Below are 24,284 nucleotides of genomic sequence, written 5' to 3' on the forward strand. Positions count from 1 at the left end.
AATTAAGGATGGGAAAAAATTGCTATGAAAAAGAAAAATTATCACTAAATATATTAGCGATACTCAAATATAGTCATTTTAATCAAAAAACGACTTGGTTATGAGAACATATCTTTTACTTTCTCAAAAAACGATTTATCAGAACTTTCTGGTTTCGGCATGAAATGTTCGTCATTTCTCATGCGCTCAAAAAAGTCTTTTTGTTCTTTATTTAAGGTTTTTGGTGTCCATACATTGATATGAACTAACAAGTCTCCTTTACCGTATCCGTTGATACTTGGGATACCTTTACCTCTTAAACGTAAAATCTTACCAGACTGAACACCTGGCTCAATCTTGATTCTTACTTTACCTGTAACGGTATCTATTTCTTGGCTGTTGCCTAAAACTGCATCCGGTAGGCTTACATATAAATCATAATGTAAGTTATCGCCTTCACGTTTCAGTGTAGCATGCTCTTCTTCTTGAATGGCCACTAATAAATCTCCTGATATTCCATTTCCTGGAGCTTCATTCCCTTTACCAGCAACTTTCAACTGCATTCCGTCTACAACACCTGCTGGAATTTTTACAGACACAGTTTCATCTTGTAAAACTAATCCTTGTGCATCTGCATCAGCTGGTTTCTTGTCAATCATCTCACCTGCGCCACCACATGTAGGACAAGGAGAAGAGGTTTGCATACGGCCCAAAATAGTATTGGTAACACGCATAACCTGACCAGAACCATTACAGCTTGAACATGTTTTATAAGTTGTACCTGAAGCTTGAACTTTACGTTTTACTTTTAATTTCTTTTCAACGCCATTAGCGATTTCCTCTAAGGTTAAGGTAATTCTGATTCTTAAATTACTACCCTTAACACGTCTTTGTTGACCGCCAAAGCCGCCACCAAAGCCAGAAAATCCGCCGCCAAAGCCACCACCAAAAATGTCACCAAATTGGCTAAAGATGTCGTCCATGTTCATGCCGCCACCATTAAAACCACCGCCACCTTGGAATGCCTGATGACCAAATTGATCATAACGCGCCTTCTTTTCAGGATTACTCAGAACTTCATAAGCCTCAGCAGCTTTTTTGAATTTCTCTTCAGCTACCTTATCGTCTGGGTTTTTATCTGGATGGTACTTAATAGCCTTTTTTCTGTACGCTTTTTTAATTTCGCTGGCTGTAGCACTCTTATCTATTTTCAGTATGTCGTAATAATCTTCCTTCATTGTATAGTATATCTAATCAATTCCTTTATAATCACTCGCTTGTTTAAGATCCTGTAACTACTTTAGGAAAACGAATTACTTTATCACCCAACTTGTAGCCTTTTTCAATAACGTCTACAATCTTACCTTTCAAATCGTCAGAAGGGGCTGGAATTTGGGTAATAGCTTCATGTAAATCAGCATCAAAAACATCACCTACAGCAGCGGCTACTTCTTCTAAGCCTTTGCTTTCAAGCGTGTTTTTAAATTTATTGCGGATTAATTCTACACCTTTAAGATGTTCTTTTTCTTCTGATTTCGAAATCTCATTTAGAGCTCTGTCAAAATCGTCCAACACAGGTAAAAGTGACGCAATTACATCTTGACCTGCTGTTTTGAACAAATCAATACGCTCTTTGGTAGTACGTTTTTTATAGTTTTCGAATTCTGCAAAAAGTCTTAAGAACTTATCTTTTTCTTTATCTAAGTCTTGTTGCAACTGCTCTTCAACACTCAGCTCCTCAGTTTGTGGAGTCTCATTTTCAGGGTCTTCAACGTTTGTTTCAACGTCTTCTATTTTATCTTTCTTGCTCATTTTTTTGAACTTCATTTTAAATCTTCTTTTTTCAATTGGCAAAAGTACTGCCATTATTATTAAATTGTCAAAATGTCACAAATTATTTTAATCTGCGCTTTTTATTTGGGTTGGAATGTTTTGGATTGGAACTGTTGGGGTGATGGGGTTGGGAAGTTTAGGGGTTTATTAGTTTAGGAAGTTTAAAAAGTTGGGGTGTTAAAAACTTCAGACTTTGATTAGGGCTGCTGACGAAAACTAAGCGTTCTTTTGAAGTAAATTTTCTAGTGCAGGCTGAATATTAGAATACGTGAAATCAAATCCAGTTTCTTCAATCTTTTTAGAACTCACACGTTGACTCTCATACAGCAGAATATGCATATCTCCCAAAACCAACTTCATGGCAAATTTTGGAATATTTGGTAAGAACAAAGGCTTATGAAGCGCTTTGGCCACGCCCTTGGTAAGCTCAGTATTGGTAATCGGATTTGGTGCAACGCCATTGTAAACGCCCTCCAGTTCTTCTTGAATGACATGAACAAATATTTTGGACAAATCGTTCACATGGATCCATGATTGCCATTGATCTCCCGATCCGAAAGGAGCTCCAAAACCTAATGCCGTAGGTTTTACAATTTGAGGCAACGCGCCTTCCTTATCATCTAACACCAAACCTATTCTTACTTTGGAAACCATTAATCCCAATTCAGAAAACTCATCTACTGCATTTTCCCATGTTGAAACAACCTTTCCTAAAAAAGAAGGTGACACTTTGCCACACGACTCTTCATAATATTTTGTAAATGAATGTGGATAAAAACCGATGGCACTTGCTGAAAGAATGTGCCTTACATAATGGTTATCTAATTCTGAAAGTGCCTTTTTTAGACATTGAAGGGTTTCAATTCGGCTTTGTAAAATGACTTTCTTATAACTATTGGTCCATCGTTTTGCAATACTCGCACCAGCTAAATTAATTATAGCATCAACATCCTCGAAACATTTTGAATCGATTACACCTTCCTTAGGATTCCAATAAAAACCTTTATAGTTATCCTGAGATTCGATTTTCTCTTTGGATGTTGTCAAATAATGGACGGAAATACCTTGCTCATGGCATCGTTTTACAATTTCCTTTCCTATTAAACCTGTAGCTCCCGTAATTAATATTGTCATCTATAATGTATGCTTTTTCATAAAGTTAATACATGAACATCCTAATATATCTGACTTTACATTAGGTTTAACACAATTAACAAATAATTAGATTTTGTAGGCGCTTTTACACGAACATAGTGATGAAGTTGAAATGCTAAACTTCTTTAGTAGCTCTTAGCATTTCTCTTTTTCCTGGTGGGCCAGGCAATTTTTCGACACTAAAACCAACTTCTTGCATGGCACGGCGCACGCTGCCTTTGGCTGCATAAGTAACCAAAACTCCGTTCGATTTTAAAGCAGTAAACATGATACGGAAGATTTCTTCTGTCCATAATTCCGGCTGTACCCGTGCACCGAAAGCATCAAAATAAATTAAATTAAATTGATTGTTGGCAGTAATATCTTTGAACAATTTTTGTTGTTTATGCAACTTAAACTGTGCCGTTAACTGGATATCTTTCTCCCAAGGACTACTATGTAACTCTACAAATACTGCTTTTTTGTCATCAGCCTGAAGCTCTTCAACATAGTTTAAGGCTTCCATTTCTTCGACTGTAATTGGGAACGCCTCTACGCCACAATAATGAATATCTACGGCATATTTTTCTGCTTCTATGAGCGTCAAAAAAGAATTCAATCCTGTACCGAAACCAATTTCTAAAATAGAAAGTTCGCGAGAGTTATCATCCTCCAAATCAGATTTTGAAAAGCCTTTGTGATCTAAAGAAAAAAGCAAACCATGCTTTATATACACGTGGTTTGCTTCTTGTATGGCACCATGAATGGAATGGTACTGTTCATTCCATTCTTCTATTTGGATGGTTTTAGAACCATCAGCGGTTGTAATAATGTGTCTTTGCAAGTGTTATTCTCCTTTTAATAATACACCATCAGCTTCAAAAGAAAATGTTTTCTTCGGCTCAGTAATGACTGCTATTTCGTCAGCAGATTTCCCTGCATCTTCGGCATAATGACGTTGTTCATCTACAGGAACTTCATTAATAAATGCTTTTCCGTTAAGCACTACTTCCTGACCTGCAATATCTTTTGGCACGAAAAAACCGTAGTCTTTAAATTTCACCATTATTTGATTTCCGTCTTCAAGATTCACCTTCATCCAACATCCTTTAGACTGACAAACCTCATCCACTTTACCAATCATTTTTGTGGTGATGGTATCGCCAATAGTCATCGCTTTATAAGCTTCTGCCATATCGGCTGTAGATTTTGCAGCATCAGCAGTAATCTCGGCTCCAATTGAGGTATAATTTACAACTTCCTTTTCTACCTCTTTTAGTTCTGTTTTTTTGTCCTCAGTTTTACATGCGACAACAGAACATAAAAGTCCGAAAACTATAAGCAATTTTTTCATAATTCCTTGATTTATATAAAATTTATCGTCACAAATATAACTTTATTTTTAAAACATTTTTTTGGTTTTTTATACTGTAATAATTGTCTAAATTTGCACCATCAAACAAAAAAAGATGACAAAACTTACTTCACACGAAATCGATATCGTAAAATCAGAAACTTCTAAAATTGACGCTGTTGATTTTGAGAACTTGACATTTGGAAGAATATTTACCGACCATATGTTTATATGTGACTATGAAAACAATGAGTGGCAAACGCCAAGGATCATCCCTTACCAACCGATGACCATGGATCCATCTGCTCGCGTGTTCCATTACGGCCAAGCTGTTTTTGAAGGCATGAAAGCTTACAAAGACGATAACGGCAAAGTTTGGATGTTCAGACCTGAAGATAACTTTAACAGAATCAACAAATCTGCAGCACGTTTGGCAATGCCAGAATTCCCTAAAGAGTATTTCTTTAACGGAATCACCAAATTGTTACAAATGGATAGCGCATGGGTAAAACCAGGAAAAGGAAACTCATTATACGTTAGACCTTTTATCATTGCTACTGATCCTGCAATTTCTGCTTCTCCATCTGCGAATTACAGATTTATGATTATTTGTTCTCCAGCAAAAGCATATTATACGAGTAAGATTAAGGTTTTGGTTGCTGAGAAATTCAGTAGATCTGCCAATGGTGGTGTTGGTTTTGCTAAAGCAGCAGGAAATTATGCGGCTCAGTTTTACCCAACCAGCCTTGCTCAACAAAGAGGTTTCCAACAAGTTATTTGGACCGATGCTGACACGCATGAAAAATTAGAGGAAGCAGGTACAATGAACGTGTTCTTTAGAATTAATGATTCTTTAATTACGGCTCCTATCAGTGATCGTATTTTAGATGGTGTGACTCGTAGAAGTATCATTCAATTAGCAGAAGATAATGGCATTGAAGTTCAGGTGAGACCTATTACGGTTACCGAACTTAAGGAAGCTGCCAAAAATGGTTCTTTAAAAGAAATTTTTGGAACAGGAACTGCAGCAGTAATTAGTCCTATTTCAGCGTTTGAACATTTAGAAGAACTTTATGAACTTCCAAATACTGAAAATTCATACGCAGATATGCTAAAAGATAAAATGCTTAACATTCAGCACAATATATCTGAAGATAAGCATGGTTGGAGATACGGCGTTTAAGCCTTAAAATCCACTATAATAATAAACCCCAATTTTAATAATTTGATTATTTAAATTGGGGTTTTTCTATGTTCAAGAATTGAGAATATTCTCAATATTAGGCACAAAATAGTTAGGTCCTTTCATCACTTTACCATCTTCGCGATAAATTGGTTCGCCATCCGCCCCAAGTTTGCTCATATTGCTCCTTTGAATTTCGTCAAACACCTCTTCAATCTTATGTTGTAATCCGTGTTCTATTATGGTACCACATAAAATATAGAGCATATCTCCTAAGGCGTCAGCTACCTCAACCAAATCATTAGCATTGGCAGCCTCCAAATATTCTTCATTTTCCTCTCTCATCAATTTATAACGAAGCATGTTTTTCTCTAATCCCAAATCGGCTTTTGGAGTTTCTCTATGACCAATTTTAAATGCTGTGTGAAACTCTGTAACGGCTTCTATTTTCTTTTTCATAATGATATTTTAAGTTTTTATTTAACTGAGAATCGGTGAATATGCGATGAAAGCGATTAATCTAAAAGATATCGTAGTTAACGCGCCATTTTTAAGACATCCTAGTCCAGTATTACAATAGTTTGAGTAATTTTGCATAAAAATAGCTATATGTTTACAAATGGTCAATTGATTTTTGGAGGTTTATTCGCATTTGTTTTTGCCATTGTACTGGTTTACACCTATCGTAAAGACTTAAAACTTCATAGAAAACACTACAAAGGAAGCCTTTGGATCCTGTTGGCTTTTATTGCGTTTATTGTGATGATAAGCGTGGTAAAGTACATTATCGTTTAATAAATTCATTTTAATGATAGATTTCTAAATCTATTATTTCGCGATATCCGTCACTATAACCCATAAAAAAAGCAGGATATTTTAATTATCCTGCTTTTGCATTTATATCACTTTTAGCGAATTAATTATCGCCTTTCAAAAAGCTGTACTTTTTGCTGTACTCTAACATTTGTGTTGGAAAAGATTCTGGTTGTGTTACTTTAATGGCAGTAATTTCACCGTTGTCATCCATTTCAGGAACCAATACAGGATTCACAAATCCGCTGTAAGGTGCGCCTGTAAATTGCTCATTTCTTTTTAAGATTTCTGCATGTAATTTCTGATCAACTTTAACTCCATAATTTTCCACTAAAGTTTCAACAGCCTTATAATCGCCTTCAGACTTGATACGTTGTGTTTCACGTAATAATTGTCCAAAAAGTTCGTGCAACTTATCATAATCGTTGATGTTGTAATAGGTTTTACCATCACGGGTCACTTTTTCGATGACGTTATCTTTTTGTCCTTTTTCAAAAACCCAAGCACTCACCCATTGTCTGTTTCTCATGTGCGATTCTTCAACATCATCACCTAAATTCAGACGAATTAATTGCGTCATCAAACCGTTACGGATATATCCATCATAAGCAGCCATTCCCATTTTTTTCCAATCGTCAACCAATCCCAATTCTTGTAACTTCGGATTGTATAAATAGTAAAGTCCAACTAAATCAGCACGTCCTTCTTCCAAAGTAGATGCATACGTTTTAAGCGTTTCTTTGGTTTCACCAACTCCCGGATTCAATTGTCCTGATGCATGACCAATCACCTCGTGTAAAGCAGTGTGCAACTTATCAGCAATTTGACCGTATTGTTCTTCCAACTTAAATTCTTCATCATCATGAACAAACTCTTTTAAACGACCTGTGCTTCCTGCATTGTTATAGGCATGGATAATGTTCCCAAGTGAAACTGATTTACTACCTACAGCAGCACGAATCCAGTTCGCGTTAGGCAAGTTGACACCAATTGGTGTGCTTGGAGACGCATCACCAGCTTCACCAGCCACGTTGACCACCTTATAAGTAACACCAACTACATTTTTCTTTTTGTGTTCATCCATTAAAGGTGAATTATCCTCAAACCATTGTGCATTATCAGATAACACCTTCATTTTTTGAGACATGTCAAAATCGTTGATTTGAACAATGCTCTCATAAGAACCTCTATAACCTAATGGATCATTATAGACTTCAATAAAACTGTTGATATAATCTACATTCCCTTCTGTTGCTGCTGTCCACGCTACGTTATAATCATCCCAAGTTTGTAAATCGCCGGTTTTGTAATACTCGATTAACAACCCTAATGCATCACCTTGTGCTTTATTTTCTGCAACACCTTTGGCCAATTCCAACCATTTTACAACTTCATCAATTGCAGACCCGTAAAGTCCACCAGATTTGTAAACTAATTCTTTGACAACGCCATTTTCTTTCACCAATTTAGAATTCAATCCGTAAGACAATGGTTTTTCTGGATTAGGCGATTTTTTATTCTTGTAGAATTTCTCCACATCAGCAGTAGTCACATTTGGACCATAGAAATTAACGGCAGATTGTGCCACATTATCCACACCTTTTGCTTGGTTAACTTTCTTAGCATCTTTATCATTAAAAATAACGTCAAAAGCTTCACCTTCTAAAGTTGCATTTGATTCAGCCAACAAGGTTTTTAAATACTCAGATGAGAATTCTGGTTTTATCTTATCATTAGAGTAATGGTGGTGAATACCATTACTGAACCATATACGCTTCAAATAAGTTTCAAAAGCTTTCCACTCGTCAGTCGATTTATCACCTGCATAATTGTTGTAAACTGTTTCTAAAGCTGTTCTGATTTTAAGGTTATGACGGTAGTTCTGATCCCACATAATGTCACGCCCAGCCAATCCTGCTTGTGTTAAATAATACACTAGTTTTTGCTCCTTCAAGGTCAAATTCTCCCATCCTGGAATTTGGTAACGCAAAATCTTAATATCGGCAAACTGCTCAACATTATAATCGAATGGCGCTTCATTCACTTTGTACGTATCCGCTTGTGCGTCAGTATTTGTTTTTGATTCGTTCTTACAGGAATAAGTCATGCTCATTGCCAATGCAATTCCGAATATCATTTTTAAGTTCATTTGTTAATTTTTAAATTATTGTCCTACAAATGTAATATTTATTAAGATAGTATAAAATTGTCTATCTTTGATTAACATTACAAAAACAACGGATGAAATTTTTAAAACACCTCTTATTTTTACTGTTAATTGCATTTATCGGGATGGCCTTTTACGTTGCTGTCCAACCTAATTCCTTTACAATTTCTGAAAGTATAACCATTAAAGCTCCAAAAACTGTTGTTTTTAAAGCTGTTGATTCCCCTACAGAAAATGATAGGTCTTCATTTTGGAAATCCTCCGAAACATTACAAACGGAAGAGACACATCCTACAGATTCCATCATTCAAACTTATAAAAGTGGACGCATTAAAGCCTCCAATTTAAAGTGGGCTTTCGACTCCAATCCTGATGGTTCTACCAATGTAACGCGAACACTTTTCGCTGACCGACTGTCTTTTATGACCAAAGCTAAATTTGTTTTATTTGGAGATAACGTTGAGGAACTAACAAATCAGTTTAAAACCGATTTAGAAAATTTAGATAAAGAAGTTGTTGAAAGCATGTCTGTTTACTCAATAACTGTAGACGGCGTAACAGATTATGGCGGCGGATTTTATATGTACAAAACTATTTCTTCTACAGGCAATAATAAGAATGCCACAATGGCAAAACAGTGGAAAGAAATTTCATCTTTTATGGATGGGCATAATGTAACCGCAAGCGGAAGACCGATGAGTATTTACATTGAAATGGACACAGAAAATGGCAACGTCATTATGAGTAACGCCATTCCGGTTAGTGAAAATGTTCTGGTTGCCGAAAACAGTAATGTGCTCTGCGGTTTCATGGAACGCACCAGAGCAGTTAAGGTAACTCTTAAAGGTAATTCTTCCCATATAATGGAAGCGTGGGCAGCTGCGAGAAAACATCTACAAGACCAAAATTTGGAAGCGTCAGAAATGAGTCCTTTTGAGGTTTATAAAAATGATCATGCAAGTCTTCCAAATCCTGCAGATTGGATTACGGAAATCTATATTCCGATTAAGGAAAAGGAATTGGAAATGGAAAACACCCCAACTCTGTGAAACAATTCCTATTAGTTTTTGTGGGCGGCGGAATTGGTAGTGTGCTCCGATTTGTAATCGGGAAATACCTCAATAGCGCCAGCACAGGAATTCCTTATGGCACTTTTGCTGCCAATATTTTAGGAAGTTTACTAATTGGGATTATTCTCGGTTTGGCCATGAAAAACAATACGCTATCCGAAAATCAAATCCTATTTCTCGCTACGGGATTCTGTGGCGGATTTACAACCTTTTCAACCTTTGCTTATGAAAACCACGTGTTCCTAAAATCGGGTGATTTTATGAGCTTTGCTATTTATACCATTGCAACTTTTGTGCTTGGTTTTATGGCTGTTTTTGGAGGCATGTATTTGGTAAAAAGCTGAAGAATCACTGCTGTGAACTGAATACTGAAAACTGCCCACTGCAGACTTACTACTCCTCTTTCTTATAGTCCTTCACTCCTGCTCTGACCTCCGTTTCTATATAATTCTCTCTCGGCACAATCGGACAAGAAAACTTCTCGTTGTATGCACAATACGGATTATACGCGGTATTAAAATCGATCGTCATTTGGTTGCCTTCTGGCATTCTCAAATCAATATAACGTCCCGCACCATAGGTTTCTTCCCCGTTGGTATCATCTAAAAATGGTAGAAACAGATAATCCTCAAAGCCTTCTTCGTTCAATATATCAAGATCTTGATATATATTCAACTCAAAAGTTGCATCATTTAAAGTAAAAGTGACTTCACCATATTTTAAGAATGTAGCCAATCTATCTGTTGTCGTTTTCATTTTGAATGGCTGCTCATCTTCAGTTCTATTTAAGGTAGCTTGCACCACATAGGTCGAATCAAATTTAAAGAAATCCAATCCTTTAAAACTTCTACGCTCTTTATCTTTTAACGGCGATTTTGAAGCATCCTTAAACTCTGCATTAAGCTTTCTTTGAAACTCTGTTTCGCCCAGAATAGGCTGTTTGTCTTGGCCACAACTCCATAGAAATAAGAATCCAAACAGTACTGAATATAACGTCTTCATATTAAAATAATTGATTTGTAAAAATACAACTTTAACTTATTTTCCCTAGCTTTGGACGGCAATAAAAACAAGACTAATGGCTAATAATACGACATCCTATCAACATTTCAGGACCTCTTCAAATTGAAGTTTGACGTATTATATGTTATGATGTGAATATCCATTTAATTTCTATAAAAAAGTCTGACCCCAACGTCGGACTTTTTAGTTTTTTAATGGCTACTGATTGTTTTTATTGCCTGTATTAAACCAAACCAACAATGAAAATTTTTAATTTCTTTTATTACTCGGTGGGGCAAGCTTACCTCAACACTTTTAGAGGCCTGTCCAAAGAAGTTTGGTGGTTAGCATTGATAACGTTAGTCAATAGAGCCGGCACCATGGTCATTCCGTTTTTGTCATTGTATTTAACCACTGACTTAAATTTCTCATTAGATGACGTCGCTTGGATTATGACTGCCTTTGGTTTTGGATCTTTAGTTGGCTCGTGGATTGGTGGAAAACTCACAGATGTTATTGGGTATTACAAAGTGATGGTGATCAGTTTAATACTGAGTGGCATTTTGTTTTTCGGCCTGCAATATCTTGAAACTTTCAACACGGTATGCGTTGGAATATTCGTACTTATGGCGGTTGCCGACATGTTTAGACCTGCCATGTTTGTAGCATTAAATGCCTATAGTAAACCCGAAAATAAGACTCGAAGCATCACATTGATAAGGTTAGCAATAAACCTTGGATTCTCTGCAGGCCCTGCGGTTGGGGGGCTCATCATCACAACAATGAGTTATGGCGCCTTGTTTTGGATTGACGGATTTTCCTGTATGCTTGCTGGTTTTCTCTTGCTAAAGGTCTTACATCCTAAAAAATCGAAAACTTTAGATACCGAGGAAAGTCCTAACCCTCTGTCCGCTTACACAGACAAATCTTTTCTTATTTTTCTATTAGCTATGGTAATCTTTGGAATTATTTTTCTTCAATTACTTTCAACCATTCCTTATTTTTACAAAGAAGGTGTTGGTCTTAATGAATTTGAGATTGGACTTATTATGGCGATGAACGGGCTCTTAATTTTTACATTTGAAATGCCGCTTATTAAATGGTTTGAAAACAAATCCTATACCAAAATTGGATTAATGATTTTCGGGTTGTTCTTAATATGTGTTAGTTTCCTATTTTTAGTAATAAATCCGTGGCTTGGTTTTATCATTATAAGTATGATACTCCTCACTTTTGGAGAAATGATCGTATTTCCTTTCTCCAATTCCTTTGCTTTAGATAGAGCAAAACGAGGACTAAAAGGACAATACATGGCGTTATATAGCATTGCTTTTTCAATATCTCATATTTTTGCACATAACGTCGGTTTTCATTTAATTGATAGATTTGGTTTTAATAAAACGTGGATCATCATGAGTGTTTTTGGCATTTTAGGTTTAGGACTTTTAGTCTATCTTAAAAAACAAATGATTTCCACAAAACAGATGATATAATATGGCAAGTACCTATAAAGTTTTAATAATTGGCGCAGGACCCATCGGAATTGCATGTGCGTTAGAATGTAAAAAACGAAATTGGGACTACATTGTTCTTGAAAAAGGGGCTTTGACAAATTCTCTTTTCAATTACCCAAAGAACATGACTTTTTTTTCAACTTCAGAAAAATTAGAAATTGATGACATTCCATTTATTAGCAACAACCCTAAACCGAATAGAGACGAAGCGCTAGAGTATTACAGACGTGTTGCCACTTCAAATACCTTAAACATTAATTTGTACGAGGAAGTTACAGCCATCAAAAAATTGGAAAACAAATTTGAGGTAACTTCCTCAAAGGCGTCCTACGTAGCTGACAAAGTGATTATCGCTTCGGGCTTTTATGATATTCCTAAACTTTTGGAGGTTCCAGGAGAATCACTATCGAAAGTAACACATTACTATAATGAAGCACATCCCTACGCCATGCAAAATGTGGTTGTGGTTGGTGCGAGCAATTCCGCGGTAGATGCTGCACTTGAAATTTGGAGAAAAGGCGGAAAAGTGACGATGGTTATAAGAGGCTCGGAAATTGGAGACCGTGTGAAATATTGGGTTAAACCTGATATTATCAATCGGATTGAGGAAGGAAGTATTACGGCTTATTACAACTCAGAAATTGTAAAAATCACAGAAAAGGACATCACTATTAGCACACCAAAGGGAAATGTGTCATTTAAAAACGACTTTGTAGTGGCGTTAACAGGCTATCAGCCTAATTTTAAGTTTTTGACGGATGCAGGCATACACTTATCGGATGACACTGCCCAATTGCCTGTGTACAATCCGGAAACAATGGAAACCAACGTACGGGGATTATATTTAGCTGGAGTTATTTGTGGAGGTATGGAAACCCATAAGTGGTTTATTGAGAACTCAAGGATTCATGCGAAGCTGATTGCTGATCACATCAAAACTTTGGATTCATAAAAATTCGAGACCAACTTATTTTATTGGACGAACTTCGTTGTACTTAATCACATGCGACAATACAATCTGTGTTTTTGTTTCGCCATAAACAATAAGTTGGTCAATGAAACTTTCGAGATGTTTTTGATTTTTGAGCACCACCTCCATCACAATGTTTTCGTTACCGGTGATTCTGTAACAATTTAATACTTCGTCGTAGGTTTTTACTTTTTCCAAAAACGGTTTGAGCATGCCCATAAACGCTCTCAAAGTAATAATTGCCTTCAATTGGTAACCTGCTTCAAATGGCGATACAAAAGCATGATACCCTTGAATAATTCCCGCATCTTCCATCTTTTTAATGCGTTCAGATACTGCCGGTGAACTTACGCCAACTTGCCTTCCGATTTCAGCATTAGATTGCCTTGCATTATTCTGCAAACATTTCAAAATCTTCCAATTAAGTGTATCTATGCTCATTTTAAATAAAATTAACTATTCTGCTTTAAAAATTAAAGTAAATATACACCTTTACTTTAAAACCAATTATTATAAGTGTGAATTTGTCTGTAAATTTGATAAACTGCTTTTAAGAAAAATGTTATATCCAATTCCATCGCATCTATCAGATTTGCCTATTTATAAAAAGGCCCTGGATATTATTACCCTTTCTAGAAGTATTTCCACGTATCTGAATCAAGATTTATCATACTTAAAACCAGACGGTTCTGAGGATGAACACATTTATTTCTCTGGAGATATCGTACAACAATCCACGTCTTTAGCGCCAGAAATTCTTAATGCAGAATTAGAGCGTCATTCAGACAAAAAGTACAAGCATATCGCTTCCTTAGAGAGATTGACCACGTTACTTTATATAAATTGCAGACGTTTGGAAAAAAGCCACAGTAATGGCAGAGATTATCTTCCTATTTTAAGAAGTGAATTGAAAAAATTCAGAAGACTACAACATACCTGGATGATGACACTGTAGTGTCCAGGTAGTCTTTAAAAACGTAATGGACAATTGAATTTATGATCGAAGTAGGCTGCTAATGGCAAACTTTGCAGTGCTCGCGCTCTTTGAGCTCGCCTACCAAATAGCCGTCGTCATTAATTTTAAAATCACAACACTCAACAAAGCCTTTAGCTATGAGCTTTCTGCCACGCTGTATTTGAGATTTTACGGTAGGTAATGGCAGATTTAAACGCTCTGAGATTTGAGCTTGTTTAAGTCCCTGTATGTCTGCCAAAACCAAGGGATCTCTATATTTTTTAGGCAGACTTTTGATGATGCCACGCAAACAATCTTCTTTGGTATGATCAGTAGCAAGATGTTCTGAAGGAAGGTCAACATCTGTTTGAACAGTATTAGGATTTTGATTTCTAAAATAATCCATCATCGTGTGCCTTGCCACAGCAAACACCCAGGATTTCAATTTAGTCTCATCCTGTAACGTATCCAATTTCATATGGATTTTAATAAAAGTTTCTTGAAGTAAATCGTCAGTAACCTCATCGTCTTTCACCTTACTTAAAATAAAGTGCGAAACGTCATCCGCATATAAATCCCAAACCAGTTTCGTTTTCATCTGTGTGCATTAAAAAAGAGTCTACTCTAGTATAAATTTACTAAAACAGACTCTCATTATTAACATTTTAAACTAAGCTTAACAGTTGCAATTGTTGCACGTACAGTTTTCACAAGTACAAGCTGCACAATTTCCTTTTTGACAACTGTCACAATTACAAGCACATTCTGTATTTTTCATGATCTTTATTTTTTAGGTTCATCTAATAGACGTGAAAAACTTAAAAAAGATGCGTTTGCTGGGTTTTATTTTTAAATATTTAATTTATTCTAATGATGTTTGAACTTTGAAATTTGGATTTTTGGTTGATTTATGACTTCCCAAAAATTAAATTCGTTTTGTCAATTTGTTGAGTTTCTTAGGATCCCGCAAAAAGGCGGGATAAGCGACTCACACACATTTTGCGAAAAATTAAATTCGTTTCGACATTCTGCTTAAATTTCTTAGGATCCCGCAAAAAGGCGGGATAAGCGACTCACACACATTTTCCGAAAAGGAAAATGTGGTTCGCTGCTTACATGTTTCTTCTATACTGTCCTCCTACTTCAAAAAGCGCATCTGTAATCTGACCTAATGAACATACTTTACACACATCCATCAACGCCTCAAAAATATTCTCGTTGTTAATTGCTTTGTGTTGAAGCTCTTTTAACAATTCATCAGTATTATATCTTTTATGCAGATTTTCAAGAGTTTTAATCTGGAATTGCTTCTCTTCTTCCGTCGCTCTAATGACCTCTTTCGGAATTACTGTTGGAGAACCTTTACTGCTCAAGAATGTATTAACACCAATAATTGGGAAATCGCCGTTATGTTTCAAGGTCTCGTAGTACAGACTTTCTTCTTGTATTTTACTGCGTTGATACATGGTTTCCATAGCTCCAAGTACGCCTCCTCTTTCCGTAATACGATCGAATTCCAACAACACCGCTTCTTCAACCAAATCGGTTAATTCTTCAATAATAAAAGAACCTTGAATTGGGTTTTCATTTTTCGCTAAGCCTAATTCTTTATTGATGATCAACTGAATAGCCATGGCACGACGTACAGACTCTTCTGTAGGCGTAGTAATGGCTTCGTCATATGCATTTGTATGTAGCGAGTTACAGTTATCATAAATCGCATACAAGGCTTGAAGCGTCGTGCGGATATCATTAAAATCAATCTCCTGCGCATGTAAACTACGTCCTGAAGTTTGGATATGATATTTCAACATTTGCGCTCTCGGATCAGCTCCATATTTATTTTTCATTGCTTTTGCCCATATCTTACGCGCTACACGGCCAATAACCGCATATTCCGGATCGATACCATTGGAGAAAAAGAACGACAGGTTTGGACCAAATTTATTGATATCCATGCCTCTACTTAAATAATATTCAACGTAAGTAAATCCGTTGGATAATGTCAATGCCAATTGCGTAATCGGATTCGCGCCCGCCTCAGCAATATGGTAGCCTGAGATAGACACAGAATAAAAATTACGAACGTTATTTTCAATGAAATATTCTTGAACATCTCCCATCAATCGTAAGGCGAATTCCGTAGAGAAAATACAGGTATTTTGTGCTTGATCTTCTTTTAAGATATCAGCTTGAACGGTTCCACGTACCTGAGCAATTGTTTTAGTTTTGATGTCTTCGTACACCTCTTTTGGTAATACTTCGTCTCCTGTTACACCTAACAACATCAACCCTAACCCATCATTTGTTTCTGGCAAGTCGCCATTATAAGTTGGTCGCTCTACCCCTTTATCTTTATAGATTTTGGCAATCTTAGCTTCCACTTCTTTTTCGAGTCCGTTTTCTTTGATATACAACTCACATTGTTGATCAATTGCCGCATTCATAAAGAAGCCTAACAACATTGGCGCAGGACCGTTAATGGTCATACTCACGGAAGTCATGGCATGAGACAGATTGAATCCTGAGTATAGTTTCTTCGCATCATCCAAACAGCAAATACTAACCCCTGCATTACCGATTTTTCCATAAATATCAGGACGCAAATCCGGATCGTTTCCATAAAGCGTTACACTATCAAAAGCAGTCGACAGACGTTTTGCTGGTAAGCCCATGCTCACATAATGGAAACGTCTGTTAGTTCTTTCTGGTCCGCCTTCCCCAGCAAACATACGTGCTGGATCTTCGCCGGTACGTTTAAAAGGATATAATCCTGAAGTAAACGGAAATTCTCCCGGTACATTTTCTTGTAAGATCCATCTTAAAATATCACCCCAAGCTTGGTATTTTGGAAGTGCCACCTTCGGGATTTGTAAATGCGAAAGCGACTCTGTATGTGTTTCTATTTCGATGACTTTATCTCTTACCTTGAAAGAATAAATCGGGTTTTTATAAGAATTGACTTTTTCGTCCCATCCCGTTAACACTTCCCAATTATAAGGGTCGAGGTTTAGTTTAACGCGATCGAATTCACCAACCAATAGTTTGATAAAATCCTTTTGATCGTCAGCAACGCCCTCCACGGACGCACTATCAATCCCAGCTTTATCCAATCCTGGTGTTTTCCCAATAACAGATTCTATGGTTTTATAAATTCCGTAAAGCTTTTGAGCAACTTCTACTTGTTCATTTGTCGTCTTGTCATAAGCACGATTACTTTCTGCAATCTCAGAAAGATAACGTGTTCTTGATGGCGGAATCACAAAGATCTTTTCACTCATTTCCTGTGAAATAGTGAAAGTGGATTTTAAATCGACGTTAGTCTTTTTCACAATCGCATCCATGATCGCTTTGTAAAGCGTGTTCATTCCCGGATCATTAAATTGTGAGGCAATGGTACCAAAAACAGGTAAATCGTCCTGATCGACATCCCACAGCTGATGGTTGCGCATGTACTGTTTTTTCACATCACGCAAGGCGTCCAAAGAGCCGCGTTTGTCAAATTTGTTTATTGCTACCAAATCAGCAAAATCTAGCATATCAATTTTTTCCAATTGCGTTGCTGCACCAAATTCAGGCGTCATCACATAAAGTGAAACATCAGAATGTTCAATGATTTCCGTATCAGATTGACCAATTCCGGAAGTTTCAAGAATAATTAAATCATATTCCGCAGCTTTTAAAACCTCAATGGCTTCATTCACATATTTAGAAAGTGCCAAATTTGACTGACGCGTGGCCAAACTACGCATGTAAACTCGCGGATTGTTAATGGCATTCATACGAATACGATCCCCAAGTAACGCACCACCTGTTTTACGTTTTGATGGATCAACAGAAATTAATCCAACCGTCTTTTCAGGAAAATCGATTAAAAATCGACGTACCAATTCGTCCACTAAAGACGATTTTCCAGCACCACCAGTTCCTGTAATTCCAAGCACAGGTGTTTTTGAATCTTTATTTTTTGTGTGAATTTTATCCAGTGTCGCTTTTGCAACCTCAGGGAAATTTTCAGCAGAAGAAATAATCCTCGCAATCGCCTTTGGATTCTTCTTTTTTAAATCGTTCAATTCGTTATCAAGGACATCGCCAATTGCATAATCGGACTGTTGCACCAAATCATTGATCATGCCTTGCAGACCTAATTCTCTTCCATCATCTGGCGAATAGATTTTAGTAATCCCATAATCCATGAGCTCCTTAATTTCTACCGGCAGAATAACACCGCCACCACCACCAAAAATCTTGATATGGCTAGCACCTTTCTCCTTCAATAAATCATGCATGTATTTGAAATACTCATTATGACCGCCTTGGTAGGATGTTAAAGCAATAGCATTTGCATCTTCCTGAATGGCTGTATTTACAACCTCTTCAACGCTTCTGTCGTGTCCCAAATGGATCACTTCAACGCCTGTAGATTGGATGATGCGTCGCATAATATTAATGGCGGCGTCATGTCCGTCAAAAAGTGAAGCGGCAGTTACTATTCTAACTTTATGTTTAGGTTTATAGGGTGTTACTTGTATCATATGTAAAAATTGAATTTATACCTCTCGCAAATTTACAGATTTTATAAAAGAAGTACACATATATTATGAATAGTTTAGATTTACAAATGGAGCTTTAGAAGCTTTCTTTTCAGGACTTTTGAGGGTGACTTTCAAATTTATGAGATTTAAAGTGGTCCCATAATTGCTATGTAATTGCCATTGAAAGTTTATAAAAATCTTTTATTACATTTCGAATAACATTCCAATCAATCAAAATCAGAACTATTTGATTTATTTTTGAACTCACTAAAAAAACTATTATGAAAAAATCTCTATTTATTTTATTTGCCATCTTTACTATGAACTCCTGTGCGGAATTGCAAAGTGTGGTTGACTCATTGCCTCAAGGTGGTGTTTTAAACACAGATATTGCCATGGGTTTAAGACAGGCTCTCGATTTGGGTATTGAAAAACAAGTAACGAAACTTACCAAAACAGATGGTTTTTATAAAAATGATTTGGTAAAAATTTTATTGCCTGCCGAATTGCAAAAAGTAGATAAAGGCTTGCGCGATATTGGTTTGAGCAGTTTAGCAGATGAAGGTTTAAAGGTATTGAATAGAGCTGCTGAGGATGCCGTTAAGGAAGCGACTCCAATTTTTGTGAATGCGGTTAAAGAAATCACTTTTGCAGACGCTAGAAATATTCTTATGGGAACTGACGATGCTGCAACGCAATATCTTACCTCAAAAACTCAGACGTCTTTATATGATAAATTTCACCCAGTCATCAATAATTCATTTACAAAAGTAGGTGCAGATAAAGTCTGGGAAAACCTTATCAATAGATACAATGCGATTCCATTTACGAATGATGTCAATCCTAATTTGACGGATTATGTTACTCAGGAAGCGTTAAAAGGTGTCTACACAATGATTTCTGTTGAAGAGAAAGAAATCAGAAATAAAGTTGGCGCGAGAACTACAGATTTATTGCGAAGAGTATTTGCGCTACAAGATTAAAAATCTTGAACTTAATGATATACTAATGATGTCTTAACATTAAAACTTTTTAAACAAACTAATTTTGCAATGCCATTAAAAGTATGCTTTGTTAACATCAAAATGGCTATTTAAGAGTTAGTTAGAAATTAGTCCAAGGCCGGTTTATTTAATAAATCGGCTTTTTTTATAAACTTTTTGAAAATTTAACATGCTGCGAATCACATTTTTAGATATATTTAGGTTATAAACATTTGTAGTCATGAAAAATTTAATGGAGATTAAAACACACCAAATTAAACTACAAACGCGTTATAAGCAACTTGTTGAACAGGCCTATAACCTCCGTCAGACTGATCACGCTTTAAGTGATATTTCAGAATATAAAGCGATTAAGCTTTTAAATAAACTGAACCGCCTAAAATATTTAAATAGAGAAGCTTCACGTCCTAGGACACTTGGATAATTTACCAAATATTTAACTTTACAAACACATCCTTAAGCGGTTGCACAAACGTATCTATAGTTTAAATCAAATAATTATGAATACACATTTTTGTAAAGTCGGAAAAATTAAATTTAGCCTGAATGAGGTGGTGAATTTAAAAGAAGTAGAAAACAACTATTTAAGATTCACAGAAGAAGCTTATAACTTGATACAAACTGATGCAAGTTTAAGTGACTTTTTATACCATGAGGCTTCGAAATTGAGAAAGATTATTTTGAATTTGAAAAACTCTAATTCAAATGATGTTGATGTAGCGTTTTAAAATAATCAAACGACTTTAACAATCGAGATCCATACCATGAAAACATTTCTCCGTCCACAATAACTACAGTGGCATTGGGAAAGTACGCTTGTACCTTAGGTATATGTTCTTCTTTAAACGGAAATGGCTCGCTAGACAATAGAACAAGATCAGCATCTTCTGGATGTGCTTCGTTGAGTACAACTTCCGGATAGCGTTCCTTGTCTCCAAAGTAATTTACTAATCCGTTCTCTCGCAACAGCTCATTGATAAAGGTGTTTTTTGCAGCAACCATCCATGGTTTCTTCCAGATAAAATAAGCTGTAGTCCGCTTAGTTTTTTCTTTGATAAATCCACTAAAATCACGTCTTTTTTCAGTTATTTCCTTGATCATTGAAGTAGCGCGATCCTCTTTTGAAAAAAGCAGACCATATTGCGCTATCAATTCTAAAGCATCCTCAATAGTATTAACATCACTAATATGTACAGGTGCTATTTTTGCCAACTCCTGAACCATTTCCTGTGTGTTTTCTTCCTTATTACAGAGTATAATATCTGGTTGCAGGGCTTTTATCTTATCAAAATGAACTTGTTTTGTACCACCAACAATTGTCTTCTCTTTAATAAGATGAACGGGATGAACACAGAATTTCGTAATACCAACGATGGCTTCCTCGAGACCTAAATCGACCAATAACTCCGTTTCGGAAGGCACTAAAGAAACAATCCGTTTTGGAGTGCTATCTAAATGGATAGGTCTTTCGAGTTGATCTTTCATATTTTGAATCCTAAAAAGCATTTGAATCTCTGACAAACAATGTAATCAACTGAAAACTCAAAGAAAGCTCAAAAGTTAAGCAGATTAGTTAACCCAAAATCTCAGACATTTCCAATTGAAGTTCTTTTGCTTTTTCTGCAGCGGCTTCAGCATAATTCTCGCTATTTGAAGCATAGATAATACCTCGTGAAGAGTTGATCAACAGACCTACACTATCATTCATTCCATATTTGCATACGTCTTGAAGATTTCCACCTTGTGCTCCAACGCCAGGAACTAATAAAAAGCTGTTAGGAATAATTGTTCTGATCTCTGCCAAATACTCTGCTTTGGTAGCACCTACAACATACATAAGATTCTCAGAATTCTTCCAAGATTTTGAAGTTTCTAAAACGTGTTTATACACTTCTTTACCTCCAATATTTTTTGTTTGAAAATCGAATGCACCTTCATTGGAAGTCAAGGCTAAAAGAATGGTGTGTTTATCTTCAAACTCCAAAAATGGCTCTACAGAATCTTTACCCATATACGGCGCCACGGTAACGCTATCAAATCCTAAATCTTCTAAAAATGCTTTTGCGTACATGCGACTTGTATTTCCAATATCACCACGTTTAGCATCGGCAATTGTAAAAATTTCCGGATGGTTTTGATTTAGATATTGTATCGTTTTCTCCAAAGATTTCCATCCTTTTAATCCATACGCTTCATAAAATGCGGTATTTGGTTTATAGGCTACGCATAAATGATGTGTTGCATCGATAATTGCTTTATTGAACTCAAAAATAGGATCTTCTTCAGCCAATAGATGCTGCGGAATTTTTTCTAAATCGACATCTAATCCAATACATAGGAACGATTTCTTTTTTTGAATTTCCGCAATGAGTTGTTGTGTTGTCATACAATAAAAAAGCCTCCAAATAGAGGCTGTTATTTTAAATTATATCAGTGTTTGCTTTTAACTTCTGAGTGTTTTCAGCCAATTGAAGCTCGTCAATAATACGCTGTATATCTCCGTTAACGATATTTCCTAAATCGTAGAGTGTTAAACCAATTCTATGATCAGTAACACGTCCTTGCGAATAGTTATACGTTCTAATTTTAGCACTTCTATCTCCAGAAGTCACCATAGAACCACGTTTCTCAGCATCTTCAGCATTTTTCTTTGCAAGTTCCATGTCGTATAAACGTGAACGCAATACTTTAAATGCCTTCTCTTTATTTTTATGCTGCGATTTTTGATCTTGACATTGCGCTACCAAACCTGTTGGAATATGCGTTAAACGTACTGCAGAATAGGTTGTATTTACAGACTGACCACCTGGACCTGAAGAACAGAAGAAGTCAATACGCACATCTTTCGGGTTGATTTCTACATCAAACTCTTCAGCTTCCGGGAACACCATCACCGTTGCAGCACTCGTATGCACACGTCCTTGAGTTTCCGTTTGCGGTACACGTTGTACACGATGCACACCTGCTTCAAACTTTAAAGTTCCGTACACATCATCACCAGAAACCTCAAATTGAATCTCCTTATAACCACCGTTGGTACCTTCACTATAATCCACTACATCAACTTTCCAACCTTTACTTTCGCAATATTTAGAATACATTCTAAACAAATCTCCAGCAAAAATACTCGCCTCATCACCACCTGTACCTGCACGAAGTTCCATAACGGCATTTTTAGTATCCTCAGGATCTCTAGGAATCAACAAGAAACGGATTTCCTCTTCCAATTTTGGAATACCTTCTTTCGCTTCATCATATTGCATTTTGGCCATTTCCACCATTTCTGGATCGCTGCCATCATCCAAAATCTCCTGCGCTTCAGACAAATTGTTAGTCAACTCTAAATATTCCTCGCGCTTATCCATGAGTTTGCGCAATTCTTTATACTCTTTATTTAGTTCAACGTAACGCTTTTGATCTGTCATGATATCTGGCTGGATAATTAAATCGCTGACCTCATCAAAACGCTGCTTTATTATTTGTAATTTGTCTAACATGTATGGTTTAATTGTGATGCAAAAGTACGATAATTTCTTAATTCTAAATAAGGAATTTTCATTACTGACCAAAGAAAAAGAGGATACTGTCGCTAATTGATAAAGATTAAACGCAGCCTAAAAACGAGCGATTTATATTATAAATTTGAAAATGAATCGATAAAATCAAGTCTTATATTAGTTATATTTAACTGAGCAATCCAATTAAACCACAGCTGCCACTTAATCTTTTTGATGATTTAGAGGACGATAGTTCACTGAAATAAATAATTAATAAATTCGTTTACGACTTATGATGCAGCGCTTGGGAGCCATATTTTTATTTTATAAACCATTCTTTTTATGGTCAATGGCGGTCAATATCCTGATCATAATCTTCAATCCGTATATTTTACCAAGCATTATAACGAAACTCCTTTTAACCTTATTTGTTTGGTATATGGTCCATGAAACCAGTGCCAAGCGAAAGCTGATCTTTTACAAAAATCTAGGAATTTCAACATGGCGCCTTTTTTCTACACTTTTTATTATTGATATAGCCATAACAATTACCTTTCTGCTTCTAATGAAAGCGTTTGTATGATTATCGAATTGGACAGTGTTGAATTGAATTTCAACAGTCGGCGTATTTTAAATGGCGTCTACCTTAAAGCCGAAACCGGGACTATCGTTGGGATTTTAGGACGAAATGGTTCTGGAAAGAGTTGTTTGTTACAGATTCTGTTTGGCTCCTTACAACCTAAATATAAATTTATAAAGCTTGACGGGAAACCCTTATTAAAACCGTTTTATTCACAAGGCAACATCGTGTATTTGCCACAACATGAACTAATCCCAAGTCAGCTGAAAATCAAAACGCTGTTTAGCCTTTTGCAATTGGACTGGAATGAATTTGTAGATTATTTCGAGAACTTTTCACAATATTATAATTCGAAAATGAATTCAATTTCGGGAGGAGAACGCCGAGTGATTGAAACTTATGCCGTTTTAAAACAACAGAGTGACATGGTGTTACTGGACGAACCTTTTTCGAATATTGCGCCATTGTATGTAGAGAAGATAAAACAGCTCATAATAGCTGAAAAATCAACCAAAGCCATAGTAATTACTGACCATTATTACAGAGACGTCATCGACATATGCGATACGCTTTATCTATTACAAAATAATTGCACCAAAAAAATCACTGTCCTGGAAGAGCTCGAAGATTACAATTATTTGAATATGGATACCTTAAAAACAAAAAAAGGAGGCCATTAGCCTCCTTTTTCATA

Annotated in this window: 25 protein-coding genes; 11 read left to right on the forward strand and 14 right to left on the reverse strand. The window is 36.2% G+C overall.

Annotation, left to right across the window (positions count from 1 at the left end; all coding sequences use genetic code 11):
- Positions 1–98: 98 nt before the first annotated feature.
- The 5 genes from dnaJ to Q0947_RS08530 form a co-directional block, all read right to left on the reverse strand.
- On the reverse strand, positions 99–1,217 hold the full coding sequence (gene dnaJ, locus Q0947_RS08510) for a molecular chaperone DnaJ (protein ID WP_299395600.1): 1,119 nt from the start codon (positions 1,215–1,217) through the stop codon (positions 99–101).
- A 43-nt stretch (positions 1,218–1,260) separates the two neighbouring features.
- Positions 1,261–1,791 (reverse strand): nucleotide exchange factor GrpE, encoded by a 531-nt coding sequence (locus Q0947_RS08515; RefSeq protein ID WP_299395604.1) that lies wholly within the window; start codon positions 1,789–1,791, stop codon positions 1,261–1,263.
- Between the two features lie 237 nt (positions 1,792–2,028).
- Positions 2,029–2,946 (reverse strand): TIGR01777 family oxidoreductase, encoded by a 918-nt coding sequence (locus Q0947_RS08520; protein ID WP_299395608.1) that lies wholly within the window; start codon positions 2,944–2,946, stop codon positions 2,029–2,031.
- A gap of 136 nt (positions 2,947–3,082) precedes the next feature.
- Positions 3,083–3,790, reverse strand: coding sequence for a tRNA (5-methylaminomethyl-2-thiouridine)(34)-methyltransferase MnmD (gene mnmD / locus Q0947_RS08525; protein ID WP_299395613.1), 708 nt, complete (start codon positions 3,788–3,790; stop codon positions 3,083–3,085).
- 3 nt (positions 3,791–3,793) lie between these two features.
- A complete protein-coding gene (locus Q0947_RS08530) occupies positions 3,794–4,300 on the reverse strand; it encodes a DUF4920 domain-containing protein (RefSeq protein ID WP_299395617.1) in 507 nt (168 codons plus the stop codon).
- Positions 4,301–4,415: 115 nt separating this feature from the next.
- Between Q0947_RS08530 and Q0947_RS08535 the strand changes: the two genes are divergently transcribed.
- Complete coding sequence (locus tag Q0947_RS08535; protein WP_299395620.1) at positions 4,416–5,483, forward strand: branched-chain amino acid aminotransferase; 1,068 nt, start codon at positions 4,416–4,418, stop codon at positions 5,481–5,483.
- Between the two features lie 72 nt (positions 5,484–5,555).
- Here the strand turns inward: Q0947_RS08535 and Q0947_RS08540 are convergent, their stop codons facing one another.
- Complete coding sequence (locus Q0947_RS08540) at positions 5,556–5,942, reverse strand: nucleoside triphosphate pyrophosphohydrolase family protein (protein ID WP_299395625.1); 387 nt, start codon at positions 5,940–5,942, stop codon at positions 5,556–5,558.
- 150 nt (positions 5,943–6,092) lie between these two features.
- Here Q0947_RS08540 and Q0947_RS08545 point away from each other — a divergent pair, with 150 nt between their 5' ends.
- Positions 6,093–6,278: a hypothetical protein gene (locus Q0947_RS08545; RefSeq protein ID WP_299395628.1), complete on the forward strand. Its 186-nt coding sequence runs from the start codon at positions 6,093–6,095 to the stop codon at positions 6,276–6,278.
- Positions 6,279–6,399: 121 nt separating this feature from the next.
- Here the strand turns inward: Q0947_RS08545 and Q0947_RS08550 are convergent, their stop codons facing one another.
- Entirely contained in the window at positions 6,400–8,445 is a 2,046-nt protein-coding gene (locus Q0947_RS08550) for a dihydrofolate reductase (RefSeq protein WP_299395632.1), read from the reverse strand.
- Positions 8,446–8,537: 92 nt separating this feature from the next.
- Here Q0947_RS08550 and Q0947_RS08555 point away from each other — a divergent pair, with 92 nt between their 5' ends.
- Both Q0947_RS08555 and crcB read left to right on the forward strand, forming a co-directional pair.
- Positions 8,538–9,512 carry a GyrI-like domain-containing protein gene (locus tag Q0947_RS08555; protein WP_299395636.1) on the forward strand — a complete coding sequence of 325 codons (975 nt, stop codon included), beginning with the start codon at positions 8,538–8,540 and terminating at the stop codon, positions 9,510–9,512.
- Entirely contained in the window at positions 9,509–9,877 is a 369-nt protein-coding gene (gene crcB, locus Q0947_RS08560; RefSeq protein ID WP_299395640.1) for a fluoride efflux transporter CrcB, read from the forward strand. The genes Q0947_RS08555 and crcB overlap by 4 nt, the downstream gene beginning before the upstream one ends.
- Positions 9,878–9,926: 49 nt before the next feature.
- On the opposite strand, the gene Q0947_RS08565 is transcribed toward crcB, so the two are convergent.
- A complete protein-coding gene (locus tag Q0947_RS08565) occupies positions 9,927–10,535 on the reverse strand; it encodes a DUF1684 domain-containing protein (protein WP_299395648.1) in 609 nt (202 codons plus the stop codon).
- 260 nt (positions 10,536–10,795) lie between these two features.
- Between Q0947_RS08565 and Q0947_RS08570 the strand changes: the two genes are divergently transcribed.
- Entirely contained in the window at positions 10,796–12,028 is a 1,233-nt protein-coding gene (locus Q0947_RS08570) for an MFS transporter (protein ID WP_299395653.1), read from the forward strand.
- A gap of 1 nt (position 12,029) precedes the next feature.
- Positions 12,030–13,001 (forward strand): YpdA family putative bacillithiol disulfide reductase, encoded by a 972-nt coding sequence (locus tag Q0947_RS08575; protein WP_299395657.1) that lies wholly within the window; start codon positions 12,030–12,032, stop codon positions 12,999–13,001.
- A 15-nt stretch (positions 13,002–13,016) separates the two neighbouring features.
- Here Q0947_RS08575 and Q0947_RS08580 read toward each other — a convergent pair whose 3' ends face one another.
- Complete coding sequence (locus tag Q0947_RS08580) at positions 13,017–13,460, reverse strand: Lrp/AsnC family transcriptional regulator (protein ID WP_299395661.1); 444 nt, start codon at positions 13,458–13,460, stop codon at positions 13,017–13,019.
- Positions 13,461–13,578: 118 nt separating this feature from the next.
- Between Q0947_RS08580 and Q0947_RS08585 the strand changes: the two genes are divergently transcribed.
- Positions 13,579–13,974, forward strand: a complete 396-nt coding sequence (locus Q0947_RS08585; protein ID WP_299395664.1) for a hypothetical protein — start codon at positions 13,579–13,581, stop codon at positions 13,972–13,974.
- A gap of 58 nt (positions 13,975–14,032) precedes the next feature.
- Here Q0947_RS08585 and Q0947_RS08590 read toward each other — a convergent pair whose 3' ends face one another.
- Positions 14,033–14,572 (reverse strand): sigma-70 family RNA polymerase sigma factor, encoded by a 540-nt coding sequence (locus Q0947_RS08590; protein WP_299395668.1) that lies wholly within the window; start codon positions 14,570–14,572, stop codon positions 14,033–14,035.
- 514 nt (positions 14,573–15,086) lie between these two features.
- Positions 15,087–18,509 (reverse strand): methylmalonyl-CoA mutase family protein, encoded by a 3,423-nt coding sequence (locus Q0947_RS08595; RefSeq protein WP_299395672.1) that lies wholly within the window; start codon positions 18,507–18,509, stop codon positions 15,087–15,089.
- Between the two features lie 281 nt (positions 18,510–18,790).
- Between Q0947_RS08595 and Q0947_RS08600 the strand changes: the two genes are divergently transcribed.
- The 3 genes from Q0947_RS08600 (at position 18,791) to Q0947_RS08610 (ending at position 20,241) form a co-directional block, all read left to right on the forward strand.
- A complete protein-coding gene (locus tag Q0947_RS08600) occupies positions 18,791–19,492 on the forward strand; it encodes a DUF4197 domain-containing protein (protein ID WP_299395676.1) in 702 nt (233 codons plus the stop codon).
- A gap of 241 nt (positions 19,493–19,733) precedes the next feature.
- Entirely contained in the window at positions 19,734–19,937 is a 204-nt protein-coding gene (locus Q0947_RS08605; RefSeq protein ID WP_299395680.1) for a Lacal_2735 family protein, read from the forward strand.
- A gap of 76 nt (positions 19,938–20,013) precedes the next feature.
- The gene (locus Q0947_RS08610; RefSeq protein WP_299395684.1) at positions 20,014–20,241 is read left to right on the forward strand and encodes a hypothetical protein; all 228 of its coding nucleotides are present in this window, start codon (positions 20,014–20,016) and stop codon (positions 20,239–20,241) included.
- Here the strand turns inward: Q0947_RS08610 and Q0947_RS08615 are convergent.
- The 3 genes from Q0947_RS08615 to prfA form a co-directional block, all read right to left on the reverse strand.
- Positions 20,210–20,998 (reverse strand): ABC transporter substrate-binding protein, encoded by a 789-nt coding sequence (locus Q0947_RS08615; protein WP_299395691.1) that lies wholly within the window; start codon positions 20,996–20,998, stop codon positions 20,210–20,212. The two genes, Q0947_RS08610 and Q0947_RS08615, sit on opposite strands and share 32 nt — an antisense overlap.
- Positions 20,999–21,086: 88 nt before the next feature.
- Complete coding sequence (gene pyrF / locus Q0947_RS08620; RefSeq protein ID WP_299395696.1) at positions 21,087–21,899, reverse strand: orotidine-5'-phosphate decarboxylase; 813 nt, start codon at positions 21,897–21,899, stop codon at positions 21,087–21,089.
- A 34-nt stretch (positions 21,900–21,933) separates the two neighbouring features.
- Entirely contained in the window at positions 21,934–23,010 is a 1,077-nt protein-coding gene (prfA, locus tag Q0947_RS08625; protein WP_299395700.1) for a peptide chain release factor 1, read from the reverse strand.
- Between the two features lie 579 nt (positions 23,011–23,589).
- On the opposite strand from prfA, the gene Q0947_RS08630 reads away from it, so the two are divergent.
- Positions 23,590–24,270 (forward strand): ATP-binding cassette domain-containing protein, encoded by a 681-nt coding sequence (locus tag Q0947_RS08630; protein WP_299395704.1) that lies wholly within the window; start codon positions 23,590–23,592, stop codon positions 24,268–24,270.
- The last annotated feature ends 14 nt before the right edge of the window (positions 24,271–24,284 follow it).

The sequence above is a fragment of the uncultured Gelidibacter sp. genome, from assembly GCF_947500795.1.
Classification (GTDB): Bacteria; Bacteroidota; Bacteroidia; order Flavobacteriales; family Flavobacteriaceae; genus Gelidibacter.

Coding starts and splice junctions, on each gene's coding strand:
- Q0947_RS08580 (WP_299395661.1), bottom strand. CDS start 13,460: ATGAGCATAGATACACTTAATTGGAAGATTTTGAAATGTTTGCAGAAT.
- Q0947_RS08605 (WP_299395680.1), top strand. CDS start 19,734: ATGAAAAATTTAATGGAGATTAAAACACACCAAATTAAACTACAAACG.
- Q0947_RS08565 (WP_299395648.1), bottom strand. CDS start 10,535: ATGAAGACGTTATATTCAGTACTGTTTGGATTCTTATTTCTATGGAGT.
- Q0947_RS08515 (WP_299395604.1), bottom strand. CDS start 1,791: ATGAGCAAGAAAGATAAAATAGAAGACGTTGAAACAAACGTTGAAGAC.
- Q0947_RS08585 (WP_299395664.1), top strand. CDS start 13,579: ATGTTATATCCAATTCCATCGCATCTATCAGATTTGCCTATTTATAAA.
- Q0947_RS08590 (WP_299395668.1), bottom strand. CDS start 14,572: ATGAAAACGAAACTGGTTTGGGATTTATATGCGGATGACGTTTCGCAC.
- Q0947_RS08540 (WP_299395625.1), bottom strand. CDS start 5,942: ATGAAAAAGAAAATAGAAGCCGTTACAGAGTTTCACACAGCATTTAAA.
- Q0947_RS08530 (WP_299395617.1), bottom strand. CDS start 4,300: ATGAAAAAATTGCTTATAGTTTTCGGACTTTTATGTTCTGTTGTCGCA.
- Q0947_RS08575 (WP_299395657.1), top strand. CDS start 12,030: ATGGCAAGTACCTATAAAGTTTTAATAATTGGCGCAGGACCCATCGGA.
- Q0947_RS08600 (WP_299395676.1), top strand. CDS start 18,791: ATGAAAAAATCTCTATTTATTTTATTTGCCATCTTTACTATGAACTCC.
- Q0947_RS08570 (WP_299395653.1), top strand. CDS start 10,796: ATGAAAATTTTTAATTTCTTTTATTACTCGGTGGGGCAAGCTTACCTC.
- Q0947_RS08550 (WP_299395632.1), bottom strand. CDS start 8,445: ATGAACTTAAAAATGATATTCGGAATTGCATTGGCAATGAGCATGACT.
- Q0947_RS08520 (WP_299395608.1), bottom strand. CDS start 2,946: ATGACAATATTAATTACGGGAGCTACAGGTTTAATAGGAAAGGAAATT.
- prfA (WP_299395700.1), bottom strand. CDS start 23,010: ATGTTAGACAAATTACAAATAATAAAGCAGCGTTTTGATGAGGTCAGC.
- Q0947_RS08595 (WP_299395672.1), bottom strand. CDS start 18,509: ATGATACAAGTAACACCCTATAAACCTAAACATAAAGTTAGAATAGTA.
- Q0947_RS08555 (WP_299395636.1), top strand. CDS start 8,538: ATGAAATTTTTAAAACACCTCTTATTTTTACTGTTAATTGCATTTATC.
- Q0947_RS08630 (WP_299395704.1), top strand. CDS start 23,590: ATGATTATCGAATTGGACAGTGTTGAATTGAATTTCAACAGTCGGCGT.
- Q0947_RS08545 (WP_299395628.1), top strand. CDS start 6,093: ATGTTTACAAATGGTCAATTGATTTTTGGAGGTTTATTCGCATTTGTT.
- Q0947_RS08535 (WP_299395620.1), top strand. CDS start 4,416: ATGACAAAACTTACTTCACACGAAATCGATATCGTAAAATCAGAAACT.
- dnaJ (WP_299395600.1), bottom strand. CDS start 1,217: ATGAAGGAAGATTATTACGACATACTGAAAATAGATAAGAGTGCTACA.
- Q0947_RS08610 (WP_299395684.1), top strand. CDS start 20,014: ATGAATACACATTTTTGTAAAGTCGGAAAAATTAAATTTAGCCTGAAT.
- Q0947_RS08615 (WP_299395691.1), bottom strand. CDS start 20,998: ATGAAAGATCAACTCGAAAGACCTATCCATTTAGATAGCACTCCAAAA.
- pyrF (WP_299395696.1), bottom strand. CDS start 21,899: ATGACAACACAACAACTCATTGCGGAAATTCAAAAAAAGAAATCGTTC.